Annotated in this window: 16 protein-coding genes; 13 read left to right on the top strand and 3 right to left on the bottom strand. The window is 68.5% G+C overall.

Annotated elements, in window-relative coordinates; genetic code table 11:
- Positions 1–9: 9 nt before the first annotated feature.
- From TR49_RS10740 to TR49_RS10695, 10 genes are all read left to right on the top strand, one after another.
- The gene (locus TR49_RS10740) at positions 10–537 is read left to right on the top strand and encodes a phosphoribosyltransferase (RefSeq protein WP_042380005.1); all 528 of its coding nucleotides are present in this window, start codon (positions 10–12) and stop codon (positions 535–537) included.
- Complete coding sequence (locus TR49_RS10735) at positions 527–1345, top strand: class I SAM-dependent methyltransferase (RefSeq protein ID WP_042380002.1); 819 nt, start codon at positions 527–529, stop codon at positions 1343–1345. The genes TR49_RS10740 and TR49_RS10735 overlap by 11 nt, the downstream gene beginning before the upstream one ends.
- A complete protein-coding gene (locus tag TR49_RS10730) occupies positions 1342–2064 on the top strand; it encodes a dTMP kinase (protein WP_042380241.1) in 723 nt (240 codons plus the stop codon). The genes TR49_RS10735 and TR49_RS10730 overlap by 4 nt, the downstream gene beginning before the upstream one ends.
- Positions 2054–3088 (top strand): radical SAM protein, encoded by a 1035-nt coding sequence (locus tag TR49_RS10725; RefSeq protein ID WP_042380238.1) that lies wholly within the window; start codon positions 2054–2056, stop codon positions 3086–3088. The genes TR49_RS10730 and TR49_RS10725 overlap by 11 nt, the downstream gene beginning before the upstream one ends.
- Positions 3085–4197 (top strand): DegT/DnrJ/EryC1/StrS family aminotransferase, encoded by a 1113-nt coding sequence (locus tag TR49_RS10720; RefSeq protein ID WP_084724773.1) that lies wholly within the window; start codon positions 3085–3087, stop codon positions 4195–4197. The genes TR49_RS10725 and TR49_RS10720 overlap by 4 nt, the downstream gene beginning before the upstream one ends.
- 73 nt (positions 4198–4270) lie before the next feature.
- Positions 4271–5038, top strand: a complete 768-nt coding sequence (locus TR49_RS10715; protein WP_042379998.1) for a dTMP kinase — start codon at positions 4271–4273, stop codon at positions 5036–5038.
- Positions 5039–5088: 50 nt separating this feature from the next.
- Complete coding sequence (locus tag TR49_RS10710) at positions 5089–5769, top strand: HAD family hydrolase (protein ID WP_236653317.1); 681 nt, start codon at positions 5089–5091, stop codon at positions 5767–5769.
- 52 nt (positions 5770–5821) lie between these two features.
- Positions 5822–6787 (top strand): phosphoribosylaminoimidazolesuccinocarboxamide synthase, encoded by a 966-nt coding sequence (locus TR49_RS10705; protein WP_042379995.1) that lies wholly within the window; start codon positions 5822–5824, stop codon positions 6785–6787.
- A 97-nt stretch (positions 6788–6884) separates the two neighbouring features.
- Positions 6885–7547, top strand: a complete 663-nt coding sequence (locus TR49_RS10700; RefSeq protein WP_042379992.1) for a 3'-5' exonuclease — start codon at positions 6885–6887, stop codon at positions 7545–7547.
- Between the two features lie 52 nt (positions 7548–7599).
- Positions 7600–8232 carry a mycothiol-dependent nitroreductase Rv2466c family protein gene (locus TR49_RS10695; protein ID WP_042379991.1) on the top strand — a complete coding sequence of 211 codons (633 nt, stop codon included), beginning with the start codon at positions 7600–7602 and terminating at the stop codon, positions 8230–8232.
- Between the two features lie 150 nt (positions 8233–8382).
- Here TR49_RS10695 and TR49_RS10690 read toward each other — a convergent pair whose 3' ends face one another.
- The 3 genes from TR49_RS10690 to TR49_RS45445 form a co-directional block, all read right to left on the bottom strand.
- On the bottom strand, positions 8383–8943 hold the full coding sequence (locus tag TR49_RS10690) for an NUDIX hydrolase (protein ID WP_042379989.1): 561 nt from the start codon (positions 8941–8943) through the stop codon (positions 8383–8385).
- A 567-nt stretch (positions 8944–9510) separates the two neighbouring features.
- Entirely contained in the window at positions 9511–9711 is a 201-nt protein-coding gene (locus TR49_RS10685) for a hypothetical protein (RefSeq protein ID WP_152627181.1), read from the bottom strand.
- An 874-nt stretch (positions 9712–10585) separates the two neighbouring features.
- Positions 10586–11668: a C40 family peptidase gene (locus TR49_RS45445; protein ID WP_236653316.1), complete on the bottom strand. Its 1083-nt coding sequence runs from the start codon at positions 11666–11668 to the stop codon at positions 10586–10588.
- Positions 11669–12160: 492 nt separating this feature from the next.
- On the opposite strand from TR49_RS45445, the gene TR49_RS45440 reads away from it, so the two are divergent.
- The 3 genes from TR49_RS45440 (at position 12161) to TR49_RS10655 (ending at position 14796) form a co-directional block, all read left to right on the top strand.
- Complete coding sequence (locus TR49_RS45440; RefSeq protein ID WP_042379983.1) at positions 12161–12484, top strand: DUF8827 family protein; 324 nt, start codon at positions 12161–12163, stop codon at positions 12482–12484.
- 283 nt (positions 12485–12767) lie between these two features.
- Entirely contained in the window at positions 12768–13304 is a 537-nt protein-coding gene (locus TR49_RS10660; RefSeq protein WP_042379981.1) for a DUF8175 domain-containg protein, read from the top strand.
- The gene (locus TR49_RS10655; protein ID WP_152627180.1) at positions 13294–14796 is read left to right on the top strand and encodes a hypothetical protein; all 1503 of its coding nucleotides are present in this window, start codon (positions 13294–13296) and stop codon (positions 14794–14796) included. Before TR49_RS10660 ends, TR49_RS10655 begins: the two co-directional genes overlap by 11 nt.
- Positions 14797–14801: the final 5 nt, after the last annotated feature.

Here is a 14801-nt window from a genome sequence, read left to right as displayed (position 1 = left end):
GTTCAGCAGATGGCCACACCGCCGACGAAACCCGCGCACGACCCGGACGTACCTGACCGCCTGTACCTGACGTGGGACGACATCGAAGCCGCCACGGGCGCCCTCGCCGAACAGGTGACGGCTGGCGGGATGCCGCAGGCCGTGGTGGGCATCATGCGGGGCGGCATGGTGCCAGCTGTGTGGCTCGCCCACCGCCTCGGGATCCGCGACGTGCGGAGCATCGAGGTCACCCACACCACCAAAGACGGCATCGGGGCCCCCAAGACCTCTCTCCCCACCGTCCGCAACCCCGGCTCGCTCGGCGACCTGAGCGCCCTCGACGTGCTCCTCGTCGATGACATCGCAGGCAGCGGCGAGACGCTGGCCCACACCGCCGACATGCTCCGGGATCTCGGCGCCCGAGTGCGCACCGCGGTCCTCACCGTGAACCGGGCCAACTGGACACAAGAGGACGAACCCGCACGCGCCATCGACCACATCGCATCGCTGCAGGACACCTGGATCGTCTTCCCCTGGGAGGGACAGCATGAGCGCTGAACTGGATGAGCAGTACCGCACCCGGCCGAGCACACCGATGATCGGCCCGTACAGCACCAACCAGATGGACGACTTCTACGCCGCGCTCAGCCGCGGCGAGGCGAAGTCGTCCGGCCTGATGAACCTGATGCAGCATCTCATCGCAGCCGAACGGTGCCCGGACGGCGCGAACGTGCTCGACGTGTGCTGCGGCCGTGGGCTGGCACTGCCGCTGCTGCACCGCTACGCGCCGAAGATCGTCCGCTACGTCGGCCTCGACATCAGTACGGACAACCTCGCCGAGGCCCACACACGGCTCGCAGACCTGCGCCAGGAGTACGGCACCCCGTTCCCCGTCGACTTCGTCGAGTGCGACGTATCCGGCGCGTGGCCGCAGCTCCCGGCGTTCGACGTCGCGCTCTACACCTCGGCCCTGGAACATCTGCCGTTCGAGCTCGGAGTGCGGAGCCTGGCCGCCACGGGGGCCGCGCTCGCCCCCGGGGGCGTGCTGTACCTGTCCACGCCGCAGGCGTTCGGACCGCCGCCGCGGCCGCTGCAGTACCGGGTCCACGTGTACGAGTGGTCTCGCGAGGAGGTGGTGCAAGCCGTCGAGGCCGCCGGCCTGATCGTGGACGAGGTGATGGGGCTGCTGCCGCCCGAGCCGGAGGGGGTGGCCGCCGAACTCGCCGAGCGGTACGGGGACGGCGCGGTCGACTTCTACCGCGCCCTCGCCGCCCGGGTTCCGAAGGCACTGCTGGACACGGTGTCGGCCGTGGCCGTCCCCAACCGGGCAACCGAGCTGCTGTTCGTGTGCAGGAGGCCGGCATGACCGCCATCACGGTGCCGGGGCCCCGCCGCGGTGACCAGGCGCACGCCCGACCGCTCTGGGTGAGCGTGGAGGGCATCAACGGGGTCGGGAAGACCACCTCCGTGCGCGCGACGGCCGCAGCTTTGCGCTCGCCGTGCCTGCGGCTGGACGAGCTGACCGACCAGGCCTCCGACACGCTGCCCGGCCGGGTGATCGCCGCCCTCGCTTCCAGTGGGGACGTCTGCCTCCGCACCGGGCACCCGATCGTGGAAACCCTGGCGTTGTTGGCGCTGAAGTTCCGTGAGGTCGAGCACCTCACCCCGGAACTGCTGGACGGCGTCGAGGTGATTCTGGAGGACCGCGGCGTGGACAGCGTGGCGGTGTGTCAAGGGGCGATCCTGCACGCCGAGCACCCGGCCACGCCCGCCCGGATGGTGGCTGACCAGATCCTGGCCACGGTCCGCCGCTGGAGGTCGATGCCGGACGCGACCCTGCTACTCACGGGCGACCGCGATGTATGCCTGGCCCGCTTCGCGGCTCGGATCGGCCGGAGTCTGCCCGCGAGCGCGGTGGAGGTGATCGAGCGCACCGACCAGCTGTACCGGGAGCTCGCCGCCGCCGAGCCGGACCGGTTCACCGTCATCGACGTGACCGGATACGGCCCGGAGGAGACAGGCAAGGCGGTCGAGACAGCCGTCCGTGCTCTCGTGGACCATCGGGAGGCTCTCCGTGCCTCGTGACGTCACCCTGCTCTGGGCCCTCCGCTCGCCCTGTGCGAACTTCAGGTGCCCGCACTGCTACTTCGGTGAGCTGGAGGAGCACAAGAGGGTCCTGCCCGAAGGCCTGGGCCTGCTGTCCCACATCCCCGTTCGCGACCTCGACCGCACCGACATGGAGGCGTTCGCGCAGACCCTGACCGACTCGCCGGTCGAGCGGGTCGTCATCGCCGGCGGCGAGCCGCTGGACTGGCTGCCCACCCTCAGCCTGATCAAGACAATCAAGCAGGCCGGATGCCAGGTCGTCGTCGCGACCAACGGAGTGCCGCTCAACCGGCCCGGCATCGCCCGGCAAATCGTCAAGCTCGGCGTTGACGGGGTCTCAGTTTCCCTCGACAGCGCGGACGCGGTCACCAACGACCGACTGCGACCCACCCGAACCGGGATTGGCCACAGGGAGGTCCTGGCAGGCATTCGCACGCTACTCGGCGAGCGAGGTTCCGGGCCTGGGCCAAGGGTCGGCATCTACACCGTGGTCATCCGCGACCGTCCCCAGGAGATCACCGACGTCGCCCGGCTCGCCTCGGAGATCGGCGTCGACTACTACGTCCCACAGCCCATCTCCCTCACCCCTGACCACAAGCTGTTCGCTGAGCGCTGCCATACCGCCGCTGACGTCCCCGCGGTCGAAGGGCAGCTGCGCGAACTCCAGGCGGACCCCGGCGGGCTCACAATCCCAGACCCCGCCTACATGCGGCAGTTCGTCGCCTCGATCGCCACCCAGGACAGCGGCCGCGTCACCGACTGCTTCGGCGGGGCCCAGTTGTTCTTCATCCAACCCGACGGCTCGCTGTGGGACTGCCCGTCCGACCGGCGGATTGCCGCCACCGTCCCCTCCCAGCAGCGCACGATCGTGGGCGCCGATGCGCGGACCTTGTTCGCCGACCGGCCGGCGTGCACGGACTGCTCCCACTTCTCCCGGGACTGCGTCAACATGAGCCCGCTCGTGCTCGATATGCCCCGCCTCCTCTCCTGGGAGTCGCGGTGACCGGCCTCCTGCCGCTCCCCGCAACGGAAGGTCTCGGCGAGGGCATGCTGGCCGCCATAGCCGGCATGCCTTCGCCCGCCGGGGACGCGTTCACAACCGGGTTCGAGCACGCACTCGTCGAGACGTTCGCCAGTCGGCACGCGGTCACCGTGTCTTCGGGCACGATGGCGCTGCACGCCGCACTGCACGCAGTCGGGGTCGGCCCCGGCGTCGAGGTCCTGGTCCCGGCCCTCACCGTCGTCATGACCGTCGCACCCATCGTCGCGCTCGGTGCCAAGCCCGTGTTCGTCGACAGCGACCCCAACACCCTCGACCTGGACTACGCCGACGCCGCCGCGAAGACCACGGCCCGAACCAAGGCCATCGTGCCGGTGCACCTGTGGGGCAGGATGGGCGACCCAGCCAGGCTGCAGGCCTTCGCTACTGGGCGAGGGTTGGACATCGTCGAGGACGCCGCCCAGGCAGCGGGGACCTCACGCGCCGGCGTCACCGCCGGGACGCTCGGCGCAGCCGGGTGCTTCAGCATGAAGGACGGCAAGATCCTCTGGAGCGGTGAGGGTGGCTTCGTCCTCACCAACGATTCAGGCCTCGCCGCCCAGGCCCGAGGCTTCCGGAGCCACTGGCTGACGCCGCCTCCGGGCAGCCGCCCTCAGGAGCGGCTCGCACTCAATGGACGCCTCGCGGAGCCGCTCGCCGCGCTCGCCCACGCCAACCTGCACAGGTACCCGGCTCTCCTGGAGCGCCGGCGCGCCCAGACCGCGCACCTGCTGCGCGCGGTGCAGAACGCCCGCGGTCTCATCGCCCTCCAGCCCGCGAGGGACGAGACGTGGAACGGCTACGCCCCGCTGCTAAGCGTCAGCCTGCCCAGGCCCCGGGCGTTTGCCGAGCACCTTTCCCAGTTAGGCGTGCCGAGCTCCACCGGCACCTTCCACCTGGTGCCCTGCGACACCCGGCCGATGTTCGCCAGGGGCGACCGGACACCGTGCCGCGGCGCGGCCCAGATCCTGGAGCACACCCTCGCCATCGTTCTCGGTGAGCGAGACGACGAAGTGGTCCTCGACCGCTACGCCGCCGTCATCACCCGGGAGGCCACCGCATGGCACGGCTGACCAACACCGTGATCCCCTTCCCAGCCGGCATCCTCTCCCCGGCTGCCCGCCGCCCCCGAACGGAGACCGCAGCATGACGACCACACCGGAGTACCGCTGCCCCCGGGGCGCGTTGATCTCCGCCGAGGGGCTCAACGGAGTCGGCAAGACCTACCTCACCAACCGCGCCGTCGAATCCCTCGAAGCCAAGCCGCTGATGCTGGACGAGTTCTCCCAGCGGGCCAGCGGGCGCCCGGGTCTGGGCGAGGACCTGCTCCGCGCGCTCCGCGAGGCCAGCGCCGGGGATCCGTTCCTGCGCGGCGGTACGCCGATGGCCGAGGCGCTGATCCTCATGGCCATCAAACGGCACGACCTGGACACCGTGCTGCACGACCTGGCCGGCGGCCGCACGGTCGTCGAAGGCCGCAGTGTGGACACCACCGCCGTGTGCCAGGCGCTGCTGCTCCACCCCGACGACCCGGACGCCGCCCTCCAGACAGCGACCGCGCTGCTGGATCTCGCGTCCTCCTACCGGCCGCTGCCGGACCTGACGATCCTCGTCACCGACGACGCCTCGAAGGCCCTGGAGCGCGCACAGCGTCGCGACCGGTGCGTCTTCACCGCCGAGCAGGCCGACTTCATGCGCGAGGCCTGCGCGCTCTTCGAGCGACTCGCCGCCACCGATCCGGTCCGCTACTGCGTCGTGGACCGGCGCCATGTCGACGAGCACGAGGCGGCCGCGCAGATCCGAGCCTGGATCCTGAGCGCGGGTGACGACCTGGGCTGCCTGATGGAGCCGTGGCAGGGCCCGGATGCGGCCTGCATGTGCTGTGGCCGCCGGATGACCGCGGCGGCAGCATGAGCCCGTCCGCCCAGCCGCCAGTCTGCTCGGGCGGGCCGACAGCGGCCTGCGTGCCCGAGCTCAACGTGGAAGTCGGGGCCCTGCTCCTCGACTTCGACGGAACCCTCGCCGACACCAGGCTCGGACACGAGTGCGCGCTACGCGCGGCCCTGCAGCAGTACGGCGTCGTCCTGGACCACGACTGGTACGGCGACCATGTTGGCCTGTCCATCCACGATCTCCTGGCCGTGCTGCCCGGCGGACGCGAGCTGCCCCACGCGGAGATCGTCCAGCACAGCCGCGCCCATCTGCTGGCCGCGATGCACACGATCACACCAATCCCCTGCGTTGCGGAACTCCTGCGGCAGGCTCGCCGTGCGGGGTTGCCCTGCGCCGTGGCGTCGGGGGCCAGCCGGCTGCTCGTCGACCCGGGACTCGACGCGTTGGACTTGCGGGACGCCTTCGCGGCGATCGTCACGCGCGAGGACGTCACGCGCGGAAAGCCCGATCCTGAACTGTTCCTCGTCGCCGCCCACCGATTGGGCGTCGCACCGGGGCGCTGTCTTGCGGTCGACGATGCTCCCGACGGCATCACCTCCGCCCGTGCTGCCGGGATACGGGTGTTGACCGTGATCGGCGGCCACCTGACTCCCACCGCGGACCAGGCGGCGGGGACGGAGGCCGCCGTGTTCACCGTGGCGCACACGCAGAGCCGCGCGGAGCCCGACCCGGCCCGACGCAGCCACCCGTAGCCCTGACGTCCCCATCCATAGTCATCCCTGCCCGGCCGGCCGAAGGAGCAAGATGCCCGTCCTCAACTCGACCAAGACCCTGCACGTCGTCGACCCGCCGACCGTGACCCGCGAAGGCGTCGGCATCTTCGACTACACCGACCACTTCACCGTCTTTCACTACGGTCGTATGCCGGACACGATCCCCGGCAAGGGCGAAGCGGTGTGTCGCATGGCCGTCTTCAACTTCACCATGCTGGAGGAGGCTGGCATCCGGACACACTTCCGCAGGTTCATCGCCCCGAACCAGATCGAGTTCACCCTCGCCCGTCTCCCCGACCCGGCAACCCCGCCAGGTGCTCCGGTCCGCGGCAACTACCTCCTCCCTCTCCAGGTCCTCTTCCGCAACGAACTCCCCCCGGGCAGCTCCATTCACCGGCGCCTGGCTGCGGGCGAACTGACCCCGGCCGAGATCGGGCTCGACACCGTCCCGCCGGTCGGAGAAATGCTGAAGCGGCCGCTCATCGAGTACGCGACAACACGAGAAGTCGTCAACCGCTTCATCACCCCCCAGGAGGCTCAGCAGCTCGCGGGACTGGACGACGAGCAGTTCCAGGTGCTCCGCGACACCACCTTCAAGGTCAACGAACTGCTGACTGGGCACGCGTCCAAGGTCGGCCTGAGCCACTGCGACGGCAAAGTCGAGTGCCTGATGACGGGCAGTCAGCAGCTATTGGTCGCCGACAGCCCCGGCACACCGGACGAGAGCCGCCTGATGCTGAACGGCGTCCACTGCGGCAAGCAGGTCCTGCGGGACTGGTACGTCCGGTCCGGCCACGAGATCCCGACCGGTCAGCTAATCGCCGACGGCGTGCCCAGGGACCGCTGGCCCGAGCCAGCCTCGCTCCCGTCCGACTTCCTGCCAGTGATGACGGACCTGTACCGGTCCCTGAGCGAGACCTGGACGGGCGAGCGTCACTGGGACGCCCCGCCTCTGACGGCCGCCACTCGTACTGTCGCCAGTGTGATCTGCCGATGACCGGCCATCGGGGCGGCCGTCAGCAAGGCATGCTCTTCACAACGAGCTCCCCGGCCGGTGGCTGCGGCGCGATGGACTCTGCGAGGACGGTGAACCGATGGGCGGCTTGACGGCCGATCCCGCCTTCCGGGCGACGACCTACGTGGTCATCGACTTCGAGACGACGACCCCCACCGGCTACCCGGCGCAGCCCATCGAGGTCGCGGCGCTCGCGCTACGCTGCGAAGACGGCGTGTGGAAGGAGACCGGCCGCAGCACAAGTCTGATCCGGCCGCCCGCGTTCGCCCCGGTGACACCGGCCGACACCGCCCAGACCGGCCTGACCGCCGCACAGCTCCAGCAGGCCCCCACGCCGACCGACGCACTGGGGGCACTGGACCGGCGGCTCATCGCCGGCAGCCCATACCTGCTGGTGGCCCAGCACGCGGCCACCGAGGCGGGCATCATCCACAACCAGGCGGAGCACTGCCCAAGGCTTGCCCGAATCGACTTCCTCGACACGATCCCGCTGGCCAAGCACCTGATCCCCGGGCTGCCGAACTACAAGCTCGACACGCTGCTGGCGCACTTCGGCATCCCGCAACCGCGCGACCGGCACCGGGCTTACGCCGACGTCGACGTCACCGCCCAGCTCTTCCAGCGGCTCGTCCGCGCCGCCGACGATGACTGGCAGCTCGGCGACCTCGCGGCGCTCGTCAGAACCGCGGGCCGCACGGCCAAGGCCAACCAGCCGCTCCAAGCGGGGCTATTTGACGTGTGACGGCATCCCGCCCGGCATCCGCACGACCGCTCGAAAGGACGGTGCACGGCTCATGGTCAAGGAACAACAGCTCACCGAGGTGCCCTTCTGGTTCGACCCGCTCTGCCCGTGGGCCTGGGTCACCTCGCGCTGGCTCCTGGAAGTCGAGAAGGTCCGCCCCGTGCGCCCGGACTGGCGCATCATGTCGCTGGCCTACCTCAACCTCGAACAACGCGAAGGCAAGGGACTCAGTGACGAATACCGCGCGCTGATGGAGACGGCATGGGGCTCGGTGCGGGTCTGCGCAGCAGCCGCCGAACACGCCGGGCACGGTGTCCTCGGCCCGCTCTACACGGCCATCGGCACGCGCCTTCACAACCAGCGGCGCCGTGAGGACCCCACCGTCATCACCGAGGCACTTGCCGAGACGAGCCTGCCCGCGTCCCTCGCCTCAGCCGCCGCCAGCACCGAGTTCGACCAGCTCATCAAGGACTCGCACAACGAAGCCTTCACCGAGGTCGGCCTCGATGTCGGGACGCCCATCCTTCGCGTCGCTGGCACAACGCTGTTCGGCCCGGTGCTCCAGCAAGCCCCCCGCGGCGAAGAGGCCGGACGCCTCTGGGACGGCCTGGTACTGGTCGCCGGAACGGATGGATTCTTCGAGATCAAGCGAAGCCGGACCGGCATCAAACCGTCGTTCGAGTGAGCAGCCCCGCGACGGCCGGGGTGGTAGACACCGCCCGGTTGCCGCATCCCGGCAGTCCACCCTTGGGCCCGGAGCGCGCTTCCGGCCCAAGCCGCCCGGCCACGACCAGGGCAGGCAGCACCATGGATGCCTCCCCTGGTCGACGCTCGGTCAGCCGGACCGGACCGGCGCGCTGACTGCCCGCGCGATGCGCTCACCAACAAGGCGCTCCGCGATGTCCAGCGGATACCAGCCGGCACCGGTCACCTCGGACTCCTGAATGAGCCCGATCTCGCCGCGCACCGTCGTGAAGGCGTAACCGATGTCCAGGTGATGGTGCTCGGGTTCGTCCTTCTCGGGCCTGGCCGGCACTTGTCCGTATTCGATGTAGGCGGGAGTCAGGGTGACCGGAGAGACATGGCCGGGATCAACGCCAGTCTCCTCTGTCAGCTCGCGTTTTGCCGCGGCGATCAGCGTGGGGTCGCTCGGCTCCAGATGGCCGCCAGGCTGCAGAATGATCCCGTAGGCAAGGTGCTCGATGAGCAGGATCTCGCGCCCGTCGCGGACGAGGAGCGCGCCGACGGTCACGTGCATGGGGAAGCTGCGCCGTGAAGTGGAGTCCTGGCCGGACGCCAGCAGCCTCAGCGGTTCCGCCAGCCGATTTGCCTCGTCGGGATAGCGCTCCAGGTACGACGACAGAGCGTCCGAGACTTCGGCATTACTGATTGTCATCGGCTACCCCCGCGCCGCCAGGCAAACCACTGCGTGGCACCGCCACCGCGAGGGTCACCCCCTGGTCATCGGCTCTTACTGAGGCGAGTCGCCGAAGACCCGACCCCGGGAGGGACGTGGCAACTGGGTCGCTACGGACGACCCCATAATCCAATTCACGCACGGTACGACCCTGCCACAAGAGCCCTGAGAGACTGGCGCGACTCGCCTGAATTGGAAGGCAGTTGGTCGATCTCCCGCGCTGTTGGCCGTCTTGTGGAAGCAACGGGCGACGCGGGCAGACCCAGCTGTACCGCCGTACTCGACCACGACCCGCCGAGGGGCCGGCCGCGGTCCGCGTGCCTGACCACGAGCGCGGCGAGATCGTTGCTGATCTCGGTGAAGACGGGGCCGCGGTGGTCGGCTGCGGCCGCCTTCATCTCCAGCTCCACGTGAGTGCCGTAGCGGCGGGCAGCCTGGAAGAGGGTATTGAGCCCGGCCCTCTAGGCTGCGCTCAGACAGGCTCCAGCGAGCCTTCGGCGAACGCTCTGACGCAGATTCAGTGCGGATTACGACTCCATAGGCGCCCTAGCGCCGAGGGCCCCGGCGGGTACGCATGCCACGAATGCTCGCCCAGGTCACTCCGACCGCAGCGACGGCGAGGGCTTCGAACGCCACGTGACCACCGCCGACCTGCCCGTGCACCTTGCCCGCAACGAGGATGCCCGTGATCACCAGGACGTAGGGAAGGAGGAAGAGGACGAGACGGCCCACACGTATGGGATTCATGGGTTTCATTCTCCCTGAATGAACATCAGCTATCTAGTGCCATAGCTTCGTTCGCGACTCAATCAGTCGCTGTGCAACCTCGGCCCGAGGGATCGGGACCTGACTGAGCAGCTCGACGACTGCCTGGCTCGTTGTCACAGCGTCGGCTGGTGCAAGTCGCCTCCAACACCCGACCGCGTTGCCAGCGGCCCGCACTGTGCTGGGGTGCACGGGGCCGAGCTGCTGCCCCCACAGCTCGGCCACGAAAGACCAGAGCCGCAGCCCGTAGTGGAAGTCGCCGCTGAGGTGCGCCAGATCGCCCCGAACGGTCAGGACTGCCACCGTGGAGACATGGGTGGATCCGTGGATCGCGGATAGCTCGCGAAGGAGCGCGTCAGCGCTGCGGCTGGCCGTGGCGATGTCCCCCGCGCGAGCCAGGCTCAGTACGGTCGCAAGGCGACTTCGGTGAGGTTCAACGAGTGGTTCATATGGCCGGTCCGGAGGCACAGGTTCCCTGATTGTGGGGGGATCAGGCAGCGACTGCGTATCACGCTCTCGGACCCGCGACGGTCCGGCGGATTGCCCGTCTCCCAGCGTCTCGGCAAGGGACCCCGACAGGACGGAAGCGCCTCCCGGGCGAACCACGGGTGCGCTCGCGCCGTCGGGGCGGACTTCGATCTCGACGGTGTAGTCGGACTGTTCATCGTGAATCTGAGCCCGAACCGGCGCCTCAAGGGCGGCGGCTTCTAGGGCGAGGTGCCGGAGGACCGCCTCGTTCAAAGACGCCCCCGGCGGCACCGGGAAGAACTCGTCATCGATGAAGCAGCTTCCGTCATTGGCGATGCGTACGTGCACCGAGCATTCCATGTGCCCTGTTGCCTCTCCGTACGTGGTGTCAGAACGTGGCTGCTCCGCCGGCGCTGGGGAAGCTCGGCGCCGCCCAGCCTCGATAGCGGAGCCTCCAGTGCCCATTGGTGATGTCTGACCGGTGGACGATGGCGATCATGCCTTCGCCCTTGTACGAGTCCAGGACATCGTTGCTGGCGACCATGTCGCCGCCCAGGTAGAGGGCTACGTGGCCAGCAGGCTCACCGGAGTCGTAGAACAACAACGCACCGGCCGGCGGGTTGCTGTCCCCAGGGTGGGCCAGGCCCGCGGCGACGAGACGCTGCCAGTGCTCGTTCGCGGTATCGGAACCGGAGTAGAACCAGCCGTAGGACTGTGCAACGAAGTTGTCGCACCGCCGGTACCAGCCCGTAGTTCCCGCCTCCTTGCGGGCGGCCGCGATGGCCTGGGCTGCAGTACGCGGGTTCTTGACGTTGAAGTTGACTACAGGGTCGTTGGCGCCCGTGCTCGCACATCCGGTCGAGATTGACGTCACCGCCGACGTCCCCCAGGTCATCGAGACCACGGCACCGGCGGCCCGCTCCCACTTGGCGTAGGCGTACGGGAAGCCGCTTCGCTGCACAGCCTGGGCGACGACGCTGAGTGCGCCGGTCTGCCAGCTGGGGACCTTGACGAGCGCATCGTAGAACTTGTTCGAGGCGTACACCGGGTCGGTCAGCTGGGCGACAGTTCCCCAGCCCTGGCTGGGGCGCTGCTGAAAGAGCCCGACCGAGTCGAGGTTCCCGGAATCGATGTTGTTGAGGCTGGACTCCTGCATCGCAACGGCCACGGCGATGACGGCAGCACGCGGAGAGAGCGACCGGGTGCGGGCCACGTTGGTGATGGTGGCCGCGTTCCGCAGTTGACTCGGGCTCCACGTCGCTGTGGCCTGGGGCCCCTGAGGATCGAGGGGCACGATCACCTGTCCGTCGCCCGGTCGCGTTGTGCCCTCGAAGACCGTGCCGCCTCCGCCCGCCCCGGCTCCCTGCTGTCCTGTACCGACCGGTTGAAGGCCGGACGTGCAGGTCTGCGCGTTCGCAGTCCCCGTCGCCTCCGCGACAACAAAGAGCGGCAGTGCCAGGACCGCGAACACGACCACGAGAGCTGCGGCGAGCCCGCCGACGGCGCCCTTCATGCTTCCGCATCCGTAAACGAGTGTTTATGCACGGCCTCAGTAGAGCATCAGCGGCGCACATAGAGCCAGGGTTCACCTGGCCCACCCTCCTCGCGCCCGACCTGGCACTGACAAGATCAGGTCCCCGGATCCGCCCCCCGGCCATCGAGTCGAGCCACTCTGGACACCTGATGGCGATCCCAAAGCCACAGTCCGCCACCCTCGCTCCTTTGACTCCTCACCTGGGATTATGTAGAGCCCAGGCGAGCGCCAGCCTGTCGGACAGCCCCAGGAATGACAAGGAGTGGAAGTCTACGTTCCGCTTACGATCCCCCTCTGATCACCTCCACCGAACACTCCAATCCCTCTCGCCATTATGTAAACGTGTGTTTATGATGTGGCCTCTGGCGTCGTGCCGAACTGCCTCGCCGAGATGTACGAATCCGGTGAGGCCTGGGAGGGAGTTGGGTTATGTCGGCTGTGCACCATCTCGTGGAGCTCGCCGCGAACGGCAACATCGGGGGGCTCGTCAACGGCGTCGCGCCGAACTGGGGCCCCTTCTCGGCGCTCGGAAACACCGCGAAGACCGTGATCGACATCGTGATGGCCGCCGTCATCAGCGCGTTGCTGGGCAGGGCGGCACTGGGCTCCTTCCACATCAAGATCGGGGAAGGACAGAACGACATTGCCCAGGTCAGCAAGGGCAAGAAGGAGGTGGCCGGCTCCTTGATCGGCGCCTTCGTCGTCGCCTCTCTCGGCACTGTCTTCACCATCGTCTACGGGATGGGGATCTGACATGGCAGCCCGAGGACGTGAGGAACGTGGCGGCACGCGAGTTCTGACAGAGGAGCCTTCGCCGTCTACCCGGAAGCAACCGCCGTGGTGGCGCGGACTTGCGATTGCCGGATCGGTGTTGGCGGCGCTGCTCGTCATGGCGTTGGCGGTCAATCTGACGAAGGGCGGGTCGTCCATCCCTGCCGGTGCAGCTACGCCGTCGCCCACTTCGAGTACCGGGACTTCCCTGCCCCAGCCAGTGACCGGCGCTGGCGGGAACCCCAGCACCTCGACCCAGAGGACCGTGGCCGGCGTCCCCGTGGGCTACCCCGACACGCAGACCGGTGCTGTCCAGGCAGCGGTCAACTACGAGCTCGCCCGGTCCTCCGCGAGCTACTTCACCGACCCCACCGCTCGGCACAAGGTCATCGGTGCGATGGCTGCCTCCGGGGCGCGTCCGCAGATGATCAGCAACGAGGACGCGGCGATGAAGCAGCTGCTGGTCTCGCTGGGTATCAACAGCTCCAACGCGAACACGCTGGTCGCGCGGGCTGCGGCTTTGGGTACCAAGTCCGACAGCTACTCGAACCAGGTGGCCACGGTCGAGGTGTGGATGGCCGGGGTGATCGGAACGACTTCGAAGAGTGCGCCGCTCCCCGTCTCAGCCTCGTGGGCCACCTACACACTGACCCTTCAATGGGAGTCGAGCGACTGGAAGCTGGTCTCCGTGACCTCGGCCGCCGGCCCCACGCCGTTGGACACCGGGTCGGGCAGCCCGACCTCCGTGGACGACTTCCGCACCGCCAACTCCTCATTCGATGCGCCGCCCTATGTCGGCTGAAGCGATCAAGCGCCTGGCGGCGCGACTGCGCCTGATAGCCGTGATGGCCACGGTGATGCAGCTCTTCTTCTTCGCCGGCCGGGCCCGAGCCGACGGAGGCGGCGGGATCTGCAAGGGCATCCCGTTCGCCGACAAGCTCTGCGGCATCGTGCAGACGGTCAACAAGTCGGTCGACTTCATGAACGACCCTTTGGGCTACATCGCGCAGTTCTTCAACAACGCCGTCGCCAGCTTGTTCCACGAGATGGTCAAGGCACTGCTGTCGTCGACGACCATCGACTGGAGCAACGCGGGTTTCCTGCGGACCTACGGCATGGCTTTCGGAGCATCGACGATCCTCACCGTGATCCTCTGGCTGATCGCGGTTCTGAAGCGAGCGCTGCAGGGGGTTCCGCCTCTGCAGGCCGCGGGGGAGTCGATCGGCTTCCTGATGCTCTCCGTCTTCGTCACTGCACTGGCCCCTGCCGCAGTCGCCTACGCCACGGAGCTCGGTGACCAGGCAGCCGCCGCGATGTTCGCGCCGGTCTCATCAGATATCGGGAGCATGGCCAGCAGCGTGTCGACAGCGCTCGCGGTACTCATGGCGATCCCCGGCGGCCAGATCATCGTGATCTTTCTGGCGCTGGCGATGCTCTCCGCCATTGCCGGGGTCTGGATGGAACTCATCATCCGAGCCGCACTCATCCTGTGCGGACTCGTCTTCGGGGCCACCGTGTTCAGCGGGCTGGTCGACAGGAACCTTTGGGGTCACTGCAAGAGGTGGATCGGGGTGATCGCCGGGATCATCGCGTCCCGGTACGTCACCTTTACAACCCTCGCTCTCGGCACAGGACTGGTATCCACCAACGGCACCGGGCCACCCTCCGTCGGCCAGGCGTTCGCCACGGTCTTCACCGGCATCGGCGTTCTGTGGCTGGCGCTGTACCTGCCGTTCACGCTGGCGAAGTTCCTGCCAGTTCTGGGCGACGAGCTCCAGGCCATGTACGCCGCCAGAGACGACTTCAAGGGCCGAGCCCAGAACATCGGCGGCAAGGTGGGCGACACCTTCGGCGAACTCAGGAACCGCCTCGGCAGCGGCGACGGGGACGACGAGGGGGACGACGGCGACGACGAGGGCGGCTCCGAGGAAGGCGACTCCCCCGCGGGGAACGCGTTGGCCGCGAAGGAAGCAGCCGACACCGCCAAGAACGAAGCGAAGCAGACCGCCGAGCAGAGCACCTCCAACGCGATGGGAGGGGCAGACGAACCGCCCACTTCCGCGGACACCTCAACCAGCGCTGCAGTGGACGACCCGGAAGCAAGCGGGTCCCGGTCCGACGCCGCCACTGACCCATCAGTCCCCAGCAGGACCACAGGCTCCAGCGCTGACTCGCCGAGCGCTCCGACCTGGGATGCGGACACCCACAGTGGCGCCCAGCCGCCGCCCGCGCCGCCGCCAGACGAACCACCAATGCACACTCCCCCGGAGCCCCCAGAGACGGAGTCCTCGTGATCACC

It is taken from the genome of Streptacidiphilus melanogenes (assembly GCF_000787835.1).
GTDB lineage: Bacteria > Actinomycetota > Actinomycetes > Streptomycetales > Streptomycetaceae > Streptacidiphilus > Streptacidiphilus melanogenes.
The sequence above is the reverse complement of the archived record's forward strand: the minus strand, read 5'-3'. Positions and strand labels throughout refer to the sequence as shown.

Bases quoted from the DNA above. Each gene is read 5' to 3' on its own strand.
- TR49_RS10730 (WP_042380241.1), top strand. From the start codon at position 1,342: ATGACCGCCATCACGGTGCCGGGGCCCCGCCGCGGTGACCAGGCGCAC.
- TR49_RS10700 (WP_042379992.1), top strand. From the start codon at position 6,885: ATGGGCGGCTTGACGGCCGATCCCGCCTTCCGGGCGACGACCTACGTG.
- TR49_RS10705 (WP_042379995.1), top strand. From the start codon at position 5,822: ATGCCCGTCCTCAACTCGACCAAGACCCTGCACGTCGTCGACCCGCCG.
- TR49_RS10695 (WP_042379991.1), top strand. From the start codon at position 7,600: ATGGTCAAGGAACAACAGCTCACCGAGGTGCCCTTCTGGTTCGACCCG.
- TR49_RS10735 (WP_042380002.1), top strand. From the start codon at position 527: ATGAGCGCTGAACTGGATGAGCAGTACCGCACCCGGCCGAGCACACCG.
- TR49_RS10740 (WP_042380005.1), top strand. From the start codon at position 10: ATGGCCACACCGCCGACGAAACCCGCGCACGACCCGGACGTACCTGAC.
- TR49_RS10690 (WP_042379989.1), bottom strand. From the start codon at position 8,943: ATGACAATCAGTAATGCCGAAGTCTCGGACGCTCTGTCGTCGTACCTG.
- TR49_RS45440 (WP_042379983.1), top strand. From the start codon at position 12,161: ATGTCGGCTGTGCACCATCTCGTGGAGCTCGCCGCGAACGGCAACATC.
- TR49_RS10655 (WP_152627180.1), top strand. From the start codon at position 13,294: ATGTCGGCTGAAGCGATCAAGCGCCTGGCGGCGCGACTGCGCCTGATA.
- TR49_RS10685 (WP_152627181.1), bottom strand. From the start codon at position 9,711: ATGAATCCCATACGTGTGGGCCGTCTCGTCCTCTTCCTCCTTCCCTAC.
- TR49_RS10715 (WP_042379998.1), top strand. From the start codon at position 4,271: ATGACGACCACACCGGAGTACCGCTGCCCCCGGGGCGCGTTGATCTCC.